The 15,928-nt window shown below is 61.0% G+C and carries 14 protein-coding genes; 7 read left to right on the plus strand and 7 right to left on the minus strand.

The window, feature by feature from the left end:
• Positions 1-132: 132 nt before the first annotated feature.
• The 4 genes from ubiG (at position 133) to yfaE (ending at position 5,047) form a co-directional block, all read left to right on the plus strand.
• Positions 133-858, plus strand: a complete 726-nt coding sequence (gene ubiG, locus ACJ8IP_RS08485) for a bifunctional 2-polyprenyl-6-hydroxyphenol methylase/3-demethylubiquinol 3-O-methyltransferase UbiG (RefSeq protein WP_033644327.1) — start codon at positions 133-135, stop codon at positions 856-858.
• Positions 859-1,296: 438 nt separating this feature from the next.
• Positions 1,297-3,585, plus strand: a complete 2,289-nt coding sequence (nrdA, locus tag ACJ8IP_RS08490) for a class 1a ribonucleoside-diphosphate reductase subunit alpha (RefSeq protein WP_033632525.1) — start codon at positions 1,297-1,299, stop codon at positions 3,583-3,585.
• Positions 3,586-3,652: 67 nt separating this feature from the next.
• Positions 3,653-4,783, plus strand: a complete 1,131-nt coding sequence (gene nrdB, locus ACJ8IP_RS08495) for a class Ia ribonucleoside-diphosphate reductase subunit beta (RefSeq protein WP_019453694.1) — start codon at positions 3,653-3,655, stop codon at positions 4,781-4,783.
• A gap of 3 nt (positions 4,784-4,786) precedes the next feature.
• Entirely contained in the window at positions 4,787-5,047 is a 261-nt protein-coding gene (gene yfaE / locus ACJ8IP_RS08500; RefSeq protein WP_015378558.1) for a class I ribonucleotide reductase maintenance protein YfaE, read from the plus strand.
• 59 nt (positions 5,048-5,106) lie between these two features.
• Here the strand turns inward: yfaE and ACJ8IP_RS08505 are convergent, their stop codons facing one another.
• Both ACJ8IP_RS08505 and ACJ8IP_RS08510 read right to left on the minus strand, forming a co-directional pair.
• A complete protein-coding gene (locus ACJ8IP_RS08505; RefSeq protein ID WP_004935921.1) occupies positions 5,107-5,259 on the minus strand; it encodes a Hok/Gef family protein in 153 nt (50 codons plus the stop codon).
• A gap of 231 nt (positions 5,260-5,490) precedes the next feature.
• Positions 5,491-6,312: an AraC family transcriptional regulator gene (locus ACJ8IP_RS08510; protein ID WP_164107146.1), complete on the minus strand. Its 822-nt coding sequence runs from the start codon at positions 6,310-6,312 to the stop codon at positions 5,491-5,493.
• A 116-nt stretch (positions 6,313-6,428) separates the two neighbouring features.
• On the opposite strand from ACJ8IP_RS08510, the gene ACJ8IP_RS08515 reads away from it, so the two are divergent.
• A complete protein-coding gene (locus tag ACJ8IP_RS08515) occupies positions 6,429-7,637 on the plus strand; it encodes an FAD-dependent oxidoreductase (protein WP_233092647.1) in 1,209 nt (402 codons plus the stop codon).
• 3 nt (positions 7,638-7,640) lie between these two features.
• Here the strand turns inward: ACJ8IP_RS08515 and ACJ8IP_RS08520 are convergent, their stop codons facing one another.
• Entirely contained in the window at positions 7,641-8,837 is a 1,197-nt protein-coding gene (locus tag ACJ8IP_RS08520) for a nicotinamide mononucleotide deamidase-related protein YfaY (RefSeq protein WP_164107147.1), read from the minus strand.
• A 245-nt stretch (positions 8,838-9,082) separates the two neighbouring features.
• Here ACJ8IP_RS08520 and tyrP point away from each other — a divergent pair, with 245 nt between their 5' ends.
• Entirely contained in the window at positions 9,083-10,291 is a 1,209-nt protein-coding gene (tyrP, locus tag ACJ8IP_RS08525; protein ID WP_004935940.1) for a tyrosine transporter TyrP, read from the plus strand.
• Between the two features lie 61 nt (positions 10,292-10,352).
• Here tyrP and ACJ8IP_RS08530 read toward each other — a convergent pair whose 3' ends face one another.
• Positions 10,353-10,892 carry a YfaZ family outer membrane protein gene (locus ACJ8IP_RS08530; protein WP_033643844.1) on the minus strand — a complete coding sequence of 180 codons (540 nt, stop codon included), beginning with the start codon at positions 10,890-10,892 and terminating at the stop codon, positions 10,353-10,355.
• Positions 10,893-11,230: 338 nt separating this feature from the next.
• Between ACJ8IP_RS08530 and katA the strand changes: the two genes are divergently transcribed.
• The gene (gene katA, locus ACJ8IP_RS08535) at positions 11,231-12,667 is read left to right on the plus strand and encodes a catalase KatA (protein WP_033651930.1); all 1,437 of its coding nucleotides are present in this window, start codon (positions 11,231-11,233) and stop codon (positions 12,665-12,667) included.
• 44 nt (positions 12,668-12,711) lie between these two features.
• On the opposite strand, the gene menE is transcribed toward katA, so the two are convergent.
• The 3 genes from menE to menB are packed head-to-tail and all read right to left on the minus strand — an operon-like array spanning position 12,712 to position 15,925.
• Positions 12,712-14,097: an o-succinylbenzoate--CoA ligase gene (menE, locus tag ACJ8IP_RS08540; RefSeq protein ID WP_164107148.1), complete on the minus strand. Its 1,386-nt coding sequence runs from the start codon at positions 14,095-14,097 to the stop codon at positions 12,712-12,714.
• On the minus strand, positions 14,085-15,068 hold the full coding sequence (gene menC / locus ACJ8IP_RS08545; RefSeq protein WP_033651932.1) for an o-succinylbenzoate synthase: 984 nt from the start codon (positions 15,066-15,068) through the stop codon (positions 14,085-14,087). Before menC ends, menE begins: the two co-directional genes overlap by 13 nt.
• Positions 15,068-15,925, minus strand: coding sequence for a 1,4-dihydroxy-2-naphthoyl-CoA synthase (menB, locus tag ACJ8IP_RS08550; RefSeq protein ID WP_033639797.1), 858 nt, complete (start codon positions 15,923-15,925; stop codon positions 15,068-15,070). Before menB ends, menC begins: the two co-directional genes overlap by 1 nt.
• Between the last annotated feature and the right edge of the window lie 3 nt (positions 15,926-15,928).

Raw genomic sequence — 15,928 nt, forward strand, 5'->3', positions numbered from 1 at the left:
TTTACGGGAAAATAACCGCCGCTGTTTCACGGAAATTGTACAGATTAGTGCGCTAAAAACGCATCGACGCAGACGATGCCGCGCCGGAACATGTATAATCCGCGCAACGAGAATAAGGAGCCAGACAAGCCCATGAACGCAGAATCATCCAGCCGAGTGCAAAACGTTGACCACCAGGAAATCGCCAAGTTCGAGGCCGTCGCCTCCCGCTGGTGGGATCTGGAAGGCGAGTTCAAACCGCTGCACCGCATCAACCCGCTGCGCCTGAACTACATCATGCAGCGCGCCGGCGGCATTTTTGACAAGCAGGTGCTCGACGTGGGCTGCGGCGGCGGCATTCTGGCGGAAAGCATGGCGCGCGAAGGCGCCGAAGTGACCGGCCTGGACATGGGCGGGGAGCCGCTGCAGGTCGCCCGGCTGCACGCGCTGGAAAGCGGCGTGAACGTGACTTACGTGCAGGAGACGGTGGAAAGCCACGCTCAGGCCAACCCGCAGCGCTACGACGTGGTCACCTGCATGGAAATGCTGGAGCACGTGCCCGATCCGGCCTCGGTGGTGCGCGCCTGCGCCCAACTGGTGAAACCGGGCGGCCACGTGTTCTTTTCCACCATCAACCGCAACACCAAAGCCTGGCTGATGGCGGTGATCGGCGCGGAGTACGTGCTGAAGATGGTGCCGCAGGGCACCCACGATCATAAGAAGTTTATTCGCCCTTCCGAACTGATCGGCTGGGTCGACGGCACGCCGCTGCGCGAAAAGCACATGATCGGCCTGCATTACAACCCGATCACCGATCATTTCAAGCTTGGGCGCAACGTTGACGTGAACTACATGGTGCACACCCAGCACGAAGGCTGAGCGCTGTAAACCGCGCCGGCCCTGCGTTATCGGGGTTCGGCGCCAACGCGGTGTTAGGAAAAATACCTAATTTCCGCGACTTCGATCAAAATCGTGGTTGTAGACAGTTTTTTAGAATATTAAATCAGATCAATATGCCGTTTTTTTCTAACGTTTAATAAAACGCCAAACGATCGGTTTTTTCAGTTTTTCAGTAAAATCTGATCTCGCTTATTGACAAGCTTGTCGCGCCAGTCACGGCGCGCACTGCGAACGGCAAGTTACATTTCACCCCCAAGTTATCCACAAATTAGGCCGGTTTTGTTCACTTGCAAACGCCGTTTTTTCTCACTATCTTGTTACCTCACCGACATACAACCCCTATATATAGTGTTTACATACTGAGCAGAGCGACTACACTTCTGCTTAGGGGCACCATACGGACAGGTAAAACACCACATGAACCAAAGTCTGCTTGTAACTAAACGCGATGGCCGTAAAGAGCGCATCAACCTCGACAAAATCCACCGGGTCATCGATTGGGCCGCAGAAGGATTGCACAACGTCTCGGTTTCTCAAGTAGAGTTGCGTTCCCACATTCAGTTTTATGACGGCATCAAAACCGCCGACATTCACGAAACCATCATCAAAGCCGCTGCCGATCTGATCTCCCGCGATGCGCCGGACTATCAGTACCTGGCCGCTCGCCTGGCGATCTTCCACCTGCGTAAAAAGGCTTACGGCCAGTTCGAACCGCCGAAGCTGCACGCTCACGTGACCCGCATGGTCGAGATGGGCAAATACGATAAACATCTGCTGGAAGACTACAGCGCTGAAGAGTTCGAGCAGATGGACTCCTTTATCGATCACTGGCGCGACATGAACTTCTCTTATGCCGCCGTCAAGCAGCTGGAAGGCAAGTATCTGGTGCAGAACCGCGTCAGCGGCGAGATCTACGAAAGCGCCCAGTTCCTATATATGCTGGTGTCCGCGTGCCTGTTCTCCAACTACCCGCGTGAAACTCGTCTGGATTACGTCAAACGTTTCTACGACGCGATTTCCACCTTCAAGATTTCGCTGCCTACGCCGATCATGTCCGGCGTGCGCACCCCAACCCGCCAGTTCAGCTCCTGCGTGCTGATCGAGTGCGGCGACAGCCTGGACTCCATCAACGCCACCTCCAGCGCCATTGTGAAATACGTTTCGCAACGCGCCGGCATCGGCATCAACGCCGGCCGCATCCGCGCGCTGGGCAGCCCGATCCGTGGCGGTGAAGCCTTCCATACCGGCTGCATCCCGTTCTACAAACACTTCCAGACCGCCGTCAAATCCTGCTCGCAGGGCGGCGTGCGCGGTGGCGCGGCAACGCTGTTCTACCCGATGTGGCACCTGGAAGTGGAAAGCCTGCTGGTGCTGAAAAACAACCGCGGCGTTGAAGGCAACCGCGTGCGCCACATGGACTACGGCGTGCAGTTGAACCGCCTGATGTACCAGCGCCTGATCAAGGGCGAAGACATCACCCTGTTCAGCCCGTCCGACGTGCCGGGGCTGTATGACGCGTTCTTCGCCGATCAGGACGAATTCGAGCGCCTGTACACCCAGTACGAGAAAGACGACAGCATTCGCCAGAAGCGCGTGAAAGCGGTTGAGCTGTTCTCGCTGATGATGCAAGAACGCGCCTCTACCGGCCGTATCTACATCCAGAACGTCGACCACTGCAACACCCACAGCCCGTTCGATCCGCAGATCGCGCCGGTGCGCCAGTCCAACCTGTGTCTGGAAATCGCCCTGCCGACCAAGCCGCTGGAAGACGTCAACGACGAAAACGGCGAGATCGCGCTGTGCACCCTGTCCGCCTTCAACCTGGGCGCGATCGACAGCCTGGACGATCTGGAAGAGCTGGCGACCCTGGCGGTGCGTTCGCTGGACGCCCTGCTGGATTATCAGGATTATCCGATCAAGGCCGCGCACCGTGGCGCAATGGGTCGCCGCACCCTGGGCATCGGCGTCATCAACTTCGCCTATTATCTGGCGAAGAATGGCGTGCGCTACTCCGACGGCAGCGCCAACAACCTGACCCACAAAACGTTCGAAGCCATTCAGTACTACCTGCTGAAAGCCTCCAACCGTCTGGCGCAGGAACAAGGCGCTTGCCCGTGGTTCAACGAAACCACCTATTCGCAGGGCATCCTGCCGATCGACACCTACAAGAAAGACCTGGATGCGATCTGCAGCGAGCCGCTGCACTACGACTGGGAAACCCTGCGTAAAGAGATCCAGGAAACCGGTCTGCGCAACTCGACGCTGTCCGCCCTGATGCCGTCGGAAACCTCTTCGCAGATTTCCAACGCCACCAACGGCATCGAGCCGCCGCGCGGTCACATCAGCATCAAGGCGTCGAAAGACGGCATCCTGCGCCAGGTGGTGCCGGAGTATGAGCGTCTGAAAGACAACTACGAGCTGCTGTGGGAAATGCCGAGCAACGACGGCTATCTGCAGCTGGTGGGGCTGATGCAGAAATTCATCGACCAGTCGATTTCGGCCAACACCAACTACGATCCGACCCGCTTCCCGGGCGGCAAGGTGCCGATGAAGCAGCTGTTGAAAGACCTGCTCACCACCTACAAGTTCGGCGTGAAAACGCTGTACTACCAAAACACCCGCGACGGTGCGGAAGACGCCCAGGAAGATTTGCAGCCTGCCAAGGCCGGCGATGACGACTGCGAAAGCGGCGCCTGCAAGATCTAAAGTTTGACCTAGCGGGCCGGAATTTTCCGGCCCCTTCATTTAGCCACGTTACGATGGATTCAGGCTTATGGCTTACACCACTTTTTCTCAGACCAAAAACGACCAGCTGCAAGAGCCGATGTTCTTCGGCCAGTCGGTAAACGTTGCGCGTTTCGACCAGCAAAAGCATGAAATCTTCGAAAAACTGATCGAAAAACAGCTCTCCTTCTTCTGGCGCCCGGAAGAGGTTGACGTTTCCCGCGATCGCATCGATTACCAGGCGCTGCCGGAGCATGAGAAGCACATCTTCATCAGCAACCTGAAGTATCAGACCCTGCTGGACTCCATCCAGGGCCGCAGCCCGAACGTCGCCCTGCTGCCGCTGATCTCGATCCCTGAGCTGGAAACCTGGGTGGAAACCTGGTCGTTCTCCGAGACTATCCACTCCCGTTCCTACACCCACATCATCCGCAACATCGTCAACGATCCGGCGCTGGTGTTCGACGACATCGTCACCAACGAAGAGATCAAGAAGCGAGCGAAAGACATTTCCGGCTACTACGACGATCTGATCGAGATGACCAGCTACTATCACCTGCTGGGTGAAGGCACCCACCAGGTGAACGGTAAAACCGTCACCGTCAATCTGCGTGCGCTGAAGAAGCAGCTGTACCTGTGCCTGATGAGCGTGAACGCGCTGGAAGCGATCCGCTTCTACGTCAGCTTTGCCTGCTCCTTCGCTTTCGCCGAGCGCGAATTGATGGAAGGCAACGCCAAAATCATCAAACTGATCGCCCGCGACGAAGCGCTGCACCTGACCGGCACCCAGCACATGCTGAACCTGATGCGTTCCGGCGCCGACGATCCTGAAATGGCGGAGATCGCCGAGGAATGTCAGCAGCAGTGCTACGATCTGTTCGTGCTGGCCGCCCAGCAGGAGAAAGAGTGGGCGGAATACCTGTTCCGCGACGGCTCGATGATTGGCCTGAACAAAGACATCCTGTGCCAGTATGTGGAGTACATCACCAATATCCGCATGCAGGCGGTCGGCCTCGGTCTGCCGTTCGAAACCCGCTCCAACCCGATCCCGTGGATCAATGCCTGGTTGGTGTCCGACAACGTGCAGGTAGCGCCGCAGGAAGTGGAAGTGAGCTCTTACCTGGTTGGCCAGATCGACTCGGAGATCAACGCCGACGACCTGAGCGACTTCGAACTGTAAGCGATGGCGACGCCTACCGTAACGCTGCGCGCCGCCGGCACGCAGCTCTCTTGCCCTAACAGTGAAAACTGCCTGCTCGACGTGCTGGAACTGCACGACGTGCAGGTGGAGTACCAATGCCGCTCCGGCTATTGCGGCGCCTGCCGCCTGAAGCTGGTGAAAGGCGAAGTGGCCTACCGCCAACAGCCGCTGGCGTTTATCAACGCCGGTGAAATCCTGCCCTGCTGCTGCATGCCGCTGACGGATATCGAGCTGGAAATGTAAAGTCGGGTGCCGGAAACCGCGCCTGGAGACCAGAAGGCGGGGTTGCCCCCGCCCTAGGATTACCGCTTCACCTCACACGCCAACCTGATCAGGATAGTGATATTTTCCTGGTAGATTTTCAGCTCGCACAGCGAGTCTCTTATCATCCAGATAAATAACAAAACCGTAATACATACAACGGTTAGCGAGTGAAACACATGCCTTAAGCGCATGCTTGCCTCCTTGCTGTGAAGGGGCTACCATACCGGTGTCTAGGCGGTATGTGCAGCCCCATTCTGATTGAGAGTCAGTCTGGGGCTTTCATCTATCCGCCTTGTCACACAATGCCCAAGACGAACAGTCTCAAGCACCCGTCAAGAGAGTAACAGCATTCCCTCACCGCGAATATCCCCTATAAGATTATGATTAATCAGGGATATATAACTATCCTCAAAGTATTTCCCTTAGCGCCCCTTTCCCGCCGATGTGGAAAAATAACGCGCCGGGGAATCGCCGAAGGCTTTACGAAACATGGCGATAAAATTGCTCGGCGAGGCATACCCCAGCGCCTCCGCAATCTGCAGCACCGTTTCGCCTTCGGCCAGCTTCGCCAACGCATATGACAAGCGAGCCTGCTGACGCCACTGGGCAAAACTCAACCCCGTCTCGCCGATCATCAGCCGCCGCAGGGTACGCGGCGACATCGCCCCCCATTCAGCCCACGCCTCCAGTGAACGTTCGCTCCCCGGTTGCGCCAGCAAGGCCTGCAGAACGCCGGCCAGGCGCGGATGGGACGACATCGGTAAATACAGCGGCTCCGTCGGCGCCAGCCGTATCTCGTCACGCATCACCTGCGCCATACGCTCCTGCTCCAGGGTAAGCGCGCTGCGTTTGTCCCAACCTTCCGCACGCTGAGCCAGCGCCTGTAGCACTGCGCTGATGCCGATAACGCAAGGTGTATTCGACAGATCGTGGCAGGCCTCCGGCGCCAGCAGTAAACTCCAGCCGCTCAGCGCGCCGCAAACCTGCACCCGGTGCTCCGTCGCCGGCGGGATCCAACCCGCCCGCTGAGGCGGCAGCACCCAATCGCCCTGCGCCGTGCTTACATACAGCAAACCGCTTTCAACGCACAGCAACTGCCCGCGCACATGCTGATGCCAGTCGTATTCGCGCGTGCCCAACCGATACTCCCGGCCTGCCGCGTCGCGGCCGCCGAGGGCGATCAGCCAGGGGCCCGTCGACCATTCGCTGCAGTCAGCGTCGAGGGCGTGAAGGTTCGCATTCATATTGGCCACTAATCACTATTTTTAGTCCAGATACCGTTATACCAACCTTTTCCTGCACCGACATAATGAAATGCTTCCGGCCGCGACCGTCTGCGGCCACTGACTCACGAGGGAACATGATGACAACACTCAGCATTGGCATTATCGGCGCCGGGCCCGGCGGCCTGTGTCTGGCTCAGGGACTGCGCCGCTTTGGCATCCACGCCACGGTGTTTGAACGCGACACCACACCGCAAGCACGCGATCAGGGCTACCGGCTGCGCATCGATCCGTCGGGCCAGCAGGCGCTGGCCGCCTGCCTGCCGCCGGCGCACTACCGCTTGCTCTGCGCCGGCAGCGCGCAAAACAGCGGCGAGAGTAATCTATGGGATCCGCAGCTTGCCCCGCTCACCGGCCGGCGCCCCAAGCACTGGTTGCCCTCCAGCCAGCGCCAAACGCAAGAACCGGGCGGCGATCTCGGCATTCATCGCCAAACGCTGCGCGAGATCCTGCTTGCCGGCCTGCAAGACCGGGTGCGTTTCGGCCATACCTTGCGTGAATTTGCACAAACGCCGCAGGGTGTGGAACTTCAGTTCGCCAACGGCGAACACGTGCGGGTCGATGTGCTGATCGCCGCCGACGGCGTCAACTCGCTGGTGCGGCGGCGCTGCCTGCCCGAGGCGGGGCCAGAAGACAGCGGTACGGTCACCCTCTACGGCAAAACGCCGCTCGATGCGGCGACCCGGGCCCAATTGGCCCCTGAGCTGCTGAACGGCGTATCGGTGATCTTCGCCGACGGCGTGTCGCTGGTGGTTGAGCCGATGCGCTTTCAGGCCCCCATGGCGCAACTGGCGGCCGACTACGCGCCCGATTGCCGCCTCTCGCCGGTCGACGACTATCTCTATTGGGCCTGTATCGGTTCGGCTGAACGTCTCGGCGGAGCCCCGGGACTGGAGGAGAACACCGCGTTGCAGGCGCGCGTACGGCATATCTCGCAAGGATGGGCGCCCGCCTTGCAAACGGCGTTAGCGCTGGCGGATCCCCTGTCGCTCAGCGTGCGGACGGTACAGGTTACGGCGGCGATGCCGGAATGGCACAGCGAACGCATCGCCTTTCTCGGCGACGCCGTGCACGCCATGAGCCCGGCAGGTGGGCTCGGCGCCAACACCGCGCTGGTAGACGCCGCCAGCCTGGCGGCGCATCTGGCGCACTCAGACAGCGCCGCGCAGGCGCTAAGGAACTACGGTACAGAGCTGCAAACGCGAGGCGCGGCGGCAATACGTCTTTCACGCCTGGCGTCCGAACGGCTACAACAAAACAGTGAGGCAGACAACTCAGCGCCATGAGCGTCACTCGATAATTTCCACCACCTCCAGCCAGGCGTTTTTACCGCACGCCTGGCCCCCATTCAGCCAACGACGCAGCATATCCAGCGCCAGCATCGCCACCGACTCCTGCCGCAGCCGCAGCCCGTGGCGCGACGCGCGATAACGCACGGTCTGGCCAATCCCGCCGCGCGGCGTGTGTAGCGCAATGCTCACCTGCTCATCGTGCATGGCGCTGACCGCCAACGCCAACGGCGCGCCGGTCAATTCCGCCAGCGAGCGGGCGCGCGCCAGCGTCGTTTCCAGCGTTTCGATGCAGTGGGCCGGCAGCAGCTCTCCCCCCGCCAGCGGCGCGCCTTCGCTCTGCAGCTGCAGGTTGATCAAGCCGCCGCTGAATTGCTCGCTCAACGCCAGCTTCAGCCCTTGCTGATTCAAGCGCTGCGTCAGCGTCGCCGGCAACCCGACGGTGCCTTCGAAGATGCAGTTGTCCCCCGCTACCTCGCGCACGCGTCGCCAGGCCAGCTCCATCTCCGCGCGCCGGCTTTCCGGCCCGGTCAGCTTCAGCTCAATGATCGGGCTGGACGAGCGGTAACCCAGCACCACGTCCGGCGGCAGCGGCAGGCTATCCAGTTCGGCAGCCAGATCGCTCTCGGAGGTGCCGAACGTCGTCAGGCGCAGGCACAGCGGCGGCGCCGGCAAAGTGAAGCGCTGGCGCAGACGCGGCACGATCTGCTGTTCGACCATCACTTTGAATTCCGAAGGCACGCCGGGGGTGAAAAACATCAGGCATTGGTTCAGCTGCAACGCGAAACCGCAGGCGGTGCCCACCGGGTTATCCAGCATTTCCGCATTGGCCGGGATCTGCGCCTGCTTGCGGTTGGAAGGGGCCATCGGCCGCCCGCGCTCGGCGAAATAGGCTTCCATACGCGCCAGCCAGTCAGCCCGTTCAATCAGCTCTACGCCGCAGGCTTTCGCGGCGGCCAGCGCGCTCAAATCGTCGCTGGTCGGCCCCAGGCCGCCGTTGACAATCAGCACATCGGCGATATGGCTGCGTTCCTGCAGGATCTCGATCAAAGCAGAGAGGCTGTCCCCTACCGTTTCCCGCCCGCTCATCGGCACGCCCTGCTGGAACAGGTAGTCCGCCAGCCAGGCGGCGTTGGTATCAATAATTTGCCCGTGCAGCACCTCATCGCCGGTGCTGAGCATCTCCACCCTTAACATTGATCTCTCCCACATTTTTTGGTCATTCCACTATAGAAGCCCGTAAATAACTTTTCACTAGCCGCCGTCGGATTATTTCCGCCATCGCGTCGTTCATCATGCGCCATGCTGCTCGCAAGATTGTAAACTTTAATTTACAATGCGCGTAACGCCGGTTTGACACAAATTAGGGCTTCCACTATCCTGCCATCCTCATAAATCGTTACCTATAATTTTCAAAATCTTTCGGCTGGTAGAGAAAAAACGTGAAGAATCGCACTCTTGGCAGTGTTTTTATCGTGGCGGGCACCACCATTGGCGCCGGGATGCTGGCGATGCCGCTGGCGGCGGCCGGCGTCGGTTTCGGCGTCACGCTGGCCTTACTGGTCGGGCTGTGGCTGTTGATGTGTTACACCGCGCTGTTACTGGTAGAGGTTTACCAGCATGAGCAGGCGGATACCGGTCTGGGCACGCTCGCCAAACGTTATCTCGGCGGCGGCGGCCAGTGGCTGACCAGCTTTAGCATGATGTTCCTGATGTACGCCCTCACCGCCGCCTACATTAGCGGCGCCGGCGAACTGCTCGCCACCAGCATCAGCCAATGGACATCACAGGACTTCCCGGTGTCGCTCGGCGTCCTGCTGTTCACCCTGGTGGCCGGCGGCGTGGTGTGCATCGGCACCCACTCGGTCGACTTGTTCAACCGCATCCTGTTCAGCGCGAAAGTGGTGTTTCTGGTGGTGATGCTCGGCCTGATGTTGCCGAATATCCACCAGACCAATCTGATGACGTTGCCGCTGGAGCAAGGCCTGGCGTTATCGGCCATTCCGGTGATCTTCACCTCATTCGGCTTCCACGGCAGCGTGCCGAGCATCGTCAACTACATGGGCGGCAACATTCGCAAACTGCGTTGGGTGTTCATCATCGGCAGCGCCATCCCGCTGATCGCCTATATCTTCTGGCAGCTGGCAACGCTGGGCAGTATCAGCTCCGACACCTTCGTCGGCATTCTGGCGCAGCAGGCCGGGCTGAATGGCCTGTTGCAGGCGGTGCGTGATGCAGTAGCTTCGCCGCACGTTGAACTGGCGGTGCACCTGTTCGCCGATCTGGCGCTGGCGACCTCGTTCCTCGGCGTTGCGCTTGGGCTGTTCGATTTCCTGGCTGACCTGTTCAAGCGGCAAGATAACGTGCGTGGCCGCCTGCAAACCGGCGCCATCACCTTCCTGCCGCCGCTGGCCTTCGCGCTGTTCTATCCGCGCGGTTTCGTGCTGGCGCTGGGTTTCGCCGCCATCGCCCTGTCGGTGCTGGCGCTGCTGCTGCCTTCGCTGCTGGTGTGGAAAACTCGCCAAAAGCATCAGGCGCAGTACCGCGTCTGGGGCGGCACCCCTGCGCTGGCGCTGGTGTTTGTCTGTGGGGTAACGGTGATCGCCATCCAACTGGGCATCGCCAGCGGCATGCTGCCGGCGGTCGGGTAAGCGACGAAAGACAAGGAATGATAAAGAGAAAGGGGCCGCAATGGCCCCTTTTTGCTGAGCGTCAGAAGCTCAGACCGACACCGACATAAGGGCCATCGGCCAGGGTGTTGTCGCGACGCCCGTCTTTGCCTTCCATCTGCATGTAACGGTAGCCCACGTCCACGCTCAGCGGACGGAACTTCCAGCGCAGGCCGCCGCTGGCTTCGTTATAGGCCTTCACGCCGCTGGTGAAAGACTCAGGGGCAAAGTAACCTTCGCCGTGCAGGCTGAAGTAACGGTTAATTTCCCACTCCAGGCCGCCGCCCAGCGCCACCGCCCCGCCGCTCTTCCCGTCTTTCGGGCTGAGGTACAGCGCTTTGGCGCCCACGGTCGCCGTCAACGGCCCCAGCGGCACGCCGAAGTTCAACCCCACGCTGCCGACGTTGCCGTCGTGGTCGCTGCGCGCCCAGTTGCCGGTCAGGCCCAGACCTGAAGAGCCGGTGCTCATGCCAACGCCCAGGTTGGTGTAGTGTTGCCCGGCCTCGCCCGACACGCTGATGGCGTTCGCCGCGCCAGTCACAAACAGCAATCCTGCCGCGCACGCGACCCAAGTCTTTTTCATCATCTTTCCCTCTGGTTTGTCATCCGTACCGAATGATCGAATCAACGCAAAATAATAACGTCATGAGTCTATACCAAAGCGCAATGAGTATTTAAGGGATAAAAGCGAAAAAATTCTTCAATAATCAAATAAATGTAAAAATTTGCAAACAAAAATCCATATTCGTCAAGGCGATGCCAACGATAACCGAGACCTATTTGCCGTCGCTCGGCAATAGGGCTACAACTAGTAATGGCTTTGACCAAGGTCAGGGGAAGAAGCCCCGCCAAAGGACTATGCTGATGAACGCTTAAACCGCCCGAGTCTTTACTTAACTGCACTACGATAAGGAGCAAGTGATGAGCAAGAAAGGACTGACCACCGCAGCCGGCGCCCCGGTTGTCGATAACAATAACGTGATCACCGCGGGCAAACGCGGCCCGATGCTGTTGCAGGACGTGTGGTTCCTGGAAAAACTGGCCCACTTCGACCGCGAGGTCATCCCCGAGCGCCGCATGCACGCCAAAGGATCCGGCGCCTACGGCACCTTTACCGTCACCCATGACATCACCCGCTACACGCGCGCCAAGATCTTCTCCGAAATCGGTAAGCAGACCGACATGTTTATCCGCTTTTCCACCGTCGCCGGTGAGCGCGGCGCGGCCGACGCCGAACGCGACATTCGCGGTTTCGCCATGAAGTTCTATACCGAAGAAGGCAACTGGGATTTGGTGGGTAACGATACGCCGGTGTTCTATCTGCGCGATCCGCTGAAATTCCCCGACCTTAATCACGTGGTGAAACGCGATCCGCATACCAACCTGCGTAATCCGGTGTACAAGTGGGATTTCTTCTCTCACCTGCCGGAATCGCTGCACCAGTTGACCATCGACTTCAGCGATCGCGGCATTCCCAAGTCCTACCGCCACATGCACGGTTTCGGCAGCCACACCTTCAGCTTTATCAATGCCGCCAACGAGCGCTTCTGGGTGAAATTCCACTTCCGCTGCGAACAAGGCATTGAAAACCTGATGGATGAAGAAGCGGAAGCGATCATCGCCAAGGATCGCGAAAGCTCACAGCGCGATTTGTTCGATGCGATCAAACGCGGCGACTTCCCGCGCTGGAAACTGCAAATTCAGATCATGCCGGAACATGAGGCCTCGCAGACGCCGTATAACCCGTTCGATCTGACCAAGGTCTGGCCGCACGGCGACTACCCGCTGATCGACGTCGGCTTTTTCGAGCTGAACCGCAACCCCGACAACTACTTCTCCGAGGTTGAGCAAGTGGCGATGAACCCCGCTAACGTGGTGCCGGGCATCAGTTTCTCGCCGGATAAAATGCTGCAGGGCCGCCTGTTCTCCTATGGCGATGCGCACCGCTACCGCCTGGGCGTCAACCACCACCAGATCCCGGTGAACGGCGCCAAATGCCCGTTCCACAACTATCATCGCGACGGCGCGATGCGCGTGGACGGCAACAGCGGCAACGGCGCAACCTACGAACCGAACAGCTTTGGCCTGTTCCAAGAGCAGCCGGACTTCAGCGAACCGCCGCTGAGCATTGAAGGCGCGGCCGACCACTGGAATCATCGTGAAGACGACGATTACTACAGCCAGCCGCGCGCGCTGTTCAACCTGCTGAGCGCCGAAGAGCACCAGCGCATGTTCACCCGCATCGCCGGCGAACTGTCGCAGGTGCCGGAACACATCCAGCGCCGTCAGGTCGAGCTGTTCACCAAGGTGCACCCGGACTACGGCGCCGGCGTCGCCAAGGCGTTGGGACTGAAATAACCCGCCGTCATCCTTCGCTCAGCCGCCCTTTCGGGCGGCTTTTTTTATGCCTGACGCAGGCGCTCCGCCACCCACGCCTGCAACCGGCGGCGCGAAATCTTGATGCCGCCGTTTTTCAGCTCGTCAGGCAGCGGAAGCAATGCCGTCGGGCGTTGGAAATTGGCGAGCTTATCCTGCGACCAGGCGAGCAGCGTCGCCAGCAACAGCGACGGATCGCCGTCGATCACCGCCACCGGCCGCTGACCGAATTCGGCGTCCGCCACCGGCACGACAAACGCCTGTGTGATCTGCGGATGCGCCGCCAGCACGCGTTCGATATCTTCCGGCTGCACCCCTTCGCCGCCGCTGAAAAACAGGTTGTCCAGCCGGCCGAGAATTCGCAGTTCCCCCTCGATCATCGCGCCGCGATCGCGGGTCGGGAACCAGCCCTGCTCATCGGCCAACGGCTGCAGATGCCCATGGCGCCAGTAGCCGAGCGCCAGGCTGTCGGCGCGGATCCAGACCTCTTCATCCACCAGTTTTACCTCGCGGCCGCCGAGCGGCAGGCCGACGCCCGCCCGCGCATCGGCGCGCTTGGCGCACACCGTGGAGGCCAGTTCGGTCAGCCCGTAGCCGCACCAGCAACGGATCCCCGCCGCCTCCGCCCGTTCGGTCAGCTCCACCGGGATCATCGCGCCGCCGAGCAGCACCGCCTTCAGCGTCATGTCCGCCAGCGGTTGCGCCAGCAGCCGCCACAGCTGGGTCGGCACCAACGAGGCATGCGTGCATCCCGCCAACGCCTCGTTCAGCGGGTGCATCTCGCGCACCGCCAACCGGGCGCCCGCCGCCAGCCAGCGCCAGACAATGCCCTGTCCGGAGACGTGAAACAGCGGCAATGACAGCAGCCAGCAATCCTCGCGCTGAAACGCCATCAGCCCCAACACCCCGGCGGCGCTGGCCAGATGGTTGGCATAGCTGTGCGCGGCCGCTTTCGGCATGCCGCTGGAACCGGAGGTCAACGTCAGCGTCGCCAGACGCTGCGCATCCCACGTCGGCAGGTCTGGCCAACGCGGCTCGGTCGACGGCGGGGTCAATCGAATCACGTCTTCCGGCAGCGCCGGCAACGAGTCCGGGCCGAAGACAAAGGTCATATCCAATTCCGACAACAGCTGCGCCAGCAGCGGCGTCGGCAAGGCGGGATTGAGCGGCAACAGGCGTGCGCCGCACTGCAACAGCGCCAGATAGGCCAGCAGCAGTGGATAGCTGTTTTTACCGCACAGCGCCACGCCGCAGCCCGGTTCAACGCCCTGATGCTGGAAATCCGCCGCCAGCTCATCCACCTGGCTCTGCAACGCCAGCCAGCTCAGCGGTTGTTCGCCGAGCATCAGCGCCGTCGCCTGCGGCTGAGTGCGCGCCCAGTGTCGCCACGGCCAATCGTTCAACGGCGCCATAGGCACTCCAGCGCCGAGACATCCAGCAGCGGCAACGCGCTGCCCGGCCACGGGCGCAGCACCTGCGCCTGCATCAACCCCAGCGTGTCCAGGCCCGGCACGGTATCCGGCGTCAGCCAATGGGCGATGCGCGCCAGCTGGGTCAACCCCAGGCTGGATTCGAGGCTGGAACTGATCACCGCCGTCAGGCCCGCCGCGTGCGCCTGCGCCACCAGCGTCTGGCAACGCGCCAGGCTGCCGACCAGCGTCGGCTTGATCACGATGGCCGCCACGCCCGGCTCGGCCTGCACCACAAAGTCCGCCTCCCGCACGCTCTCATCCCAGGCGATGGCGATACCGGTCGCCCGGGCGAAGTCGCGCGATTCATCACGGGTCTTGCAGGGCTCTTCCAGGAAGGCGATGCGATCGCGCCACGCCGGGTTAACGTACCTGGCGAAGCCGTCGGCCTTGGCGCGGGTCCAGCTGCGGTTGGCGTCCAGCCGCAGCCGCAGATCCGGCAGCGCCTCCAGCAACACGTTGACGATCATGCCGTCCCGCACCGCCTCATACAGCCCCACCTTCACCTTGGCGACTTTCTCGCCCGGCAAAGCGCTCAATGTCTCGAACAGCTCATCCGGATCGCCGGTGCACAGCGGCGCCTTGCGAAAATCCGCCTGCATCGGCAAACGCTGCTCCAGCTCGGCCTGCGCACAGCTGAGCCCAAAGGCCACCGAGGGCAGCGCGCTGTGCTCCGGTTCGTTGCCCGCCAACCACGCCTGCAGCCAGCCCAACGCGGCCTGTTCGGCCTGCGCCGGCGTTTCCCGGCTGAATTCCGGCAGCGGCGCGATCTCGCCCCAACCTTCACGCTCGCCCTGACGCAGCTGCACCACCCATCCGTCACGCGTTTTCAACCGTTGATTGCGCAGCACCACGCCCGCCTCCATCGGCAGGCTGTAACGGTATAGCGCCGCGCTGCGGTTTGCCCCGCTCATTACGGGTTACGCTTGAATTTGCTGAAGTCCGGTTGGCGCTTCTCGTTGAACGCGTTGCGCCCTTCCTGCCCTTCGTCGGTCATGTAGAACAGCATGGTGGCGTTGCCCGCCAGCTCCTGCAAACCGGCCTGGCCGTCGCAGTCGGCATTCAGCGCCGCCTTCAGGCAGCGCAGCGCCATCGGGCTGTTCTGCAGCATTTCGCGGCACCAGCGCACCGTCTCTTTTTCCAGATCGGCCAGCGGCACGACGGTATTGACCAGGCCCATGTCCAGCGCGGCGGCGGCGTCGTACTGGCGGCACAGGAACCAGATTTCGCGCGCCTTCTTCTGGCCGACGATGCGCGCCATGTAAGACGCGCCCCAGCCGCCGTCGAACGAGCCCACTTTCGGGCCGGTCTGGCCGAAGATGGCGTTATCCGCCGCGATGGTCAGATCGCACATCATGTGCAGCACGTGGCCGCCGCCGATCGAATAGCCGGCCACCATCGCCACCACCGGTTTCGGGCAGGTGCGGATCTGGCGCTGGAAGTCCAGCACGTTGAGGTGATGTACGCCGCTGTCGTCGCGATAGCCGCCGTAGTCGCCGCGCACTTTCTGATCGCCGCCGGAGCAGAAGGCCTTATCGCCGGCGCCGGTCAGAATAATGACGCCGATGCCGTCGTCGTAACGGGCGTTGGCCAGCGCGTCGATCATCTCTTTGACCGTTTGCGGACGAAACGCGTTGCGCACCTGCGGCCGGTTGATGGTGATTTTGGCGATGCCGTCGGCGGACTTGTGATACAGAATGTCTTCGAAATCGCCGGTGCAATCCTGCCAGGCGATAGCGGCATACAGGTGTTCTTCATTCGGATAAAGCATGTT

Source organism: Serratia sp. CY52157, assembly GCF_052168495.1.
Classification (GTDB): Bacteria; Pseudomonadota; Gammaproteobacteria; order Enterobacterales; family Enterobacteriaceae; genus Serratia; species Serratia ureilytica.

Excerpts from the sequence above, each read along its gene's own strand:
- yfaE (WP_015378558.1), top strand. The coding sequence starts at position 4,787 with ATGGCGACGCCTACCGTAACGCTGCGCGCCGCCGGCACGCAGCTCTCT.
- ACJ8IP_RS08530 (WP_033643844.1), bottom strand. The coding sequence starts at position 10,892 with ATGAAAAAGACTTGGGTCGCGTGCGCGGCAGGATTGCTGTTTGTGACT.
- ubiG (WP_033644327.1), top strand. The coding sequence starts at position 133 with ATGAACGCAGAATCATCCAGCCGAGTGCAAAACGTTGACCACCAGGAA.
- katA (WP_033651930.1), top strand. The coding sequence starts at position 11,231 with ATGAGCAAGAAAGGACTGACCACCGCAGCCGGCGCCCCGGTTGTCGAT.
- ACJ8IP_RS08520 (WP_164107147.1), bottom strand. The coding sequence starts at position 8,837 with ATGTTAAGGGTGGAGATGCTCAGCACCGGCGATGAGGTGCTGCACGGG.
- menE (WP_164107148.1), bottom strand. The coding sequence starts at position 14,097 with ATGGCGCCGTTGAACGATTGGCCGTGGCGACACTGGGCGCGCACTCAG.
- menC (WP_033651932.1), bottom strand. The coding sequence starts at position 15,068 with ATGAGCGGGGCAAACCGCAGCGCGGCGCTATACCGTTACAGCCTGCCG.
- nrdB (WP_019453694.1), top strand. The coding sequence starts at position 3,653 with ATGGCTTACACCACTTTTTCTCAGACCAAAAACGACCAGCTGCAAGAG.
- nrdA (WP_033632525.1), top strand. The coding sequence starts at position 1,297 with ATGAACCAAAGTCTGCTTGTAACTAAACGCGATGGCCGTAAAGAGCGC.
- ACJ8IP_RS08515 (WP_233092647.1), top strand. The coding sequence starts at position 6,429 with ATGATGACAACACTCAGCATTGGCATTATCGGCGCCGGGCCCGGCGGC.
- menB (WP_033639797.1), bottom strand. The coding sequence starts at position 15,925 with ATGCTTTATCCGAATGAAGAACACCTGTATGCCGCTATCGCCTGGCAG.
- ACJ8IP_RS08510 (WP_164107146.1), bottom strand. The coding sequence starts at position 6,312 with ATGAATGCGAACCTTCACGCCCTCGACGCTGACTGCAGCGAATGGTCG.
- ACJ8IP_RS08505 (WP_004935921.1), bottom strand. The coding sequence starts at position 5,259 with ATGCGCTTAAGGCATGTGTTTCACTCGCTAACCGTTGTATGTATTACG.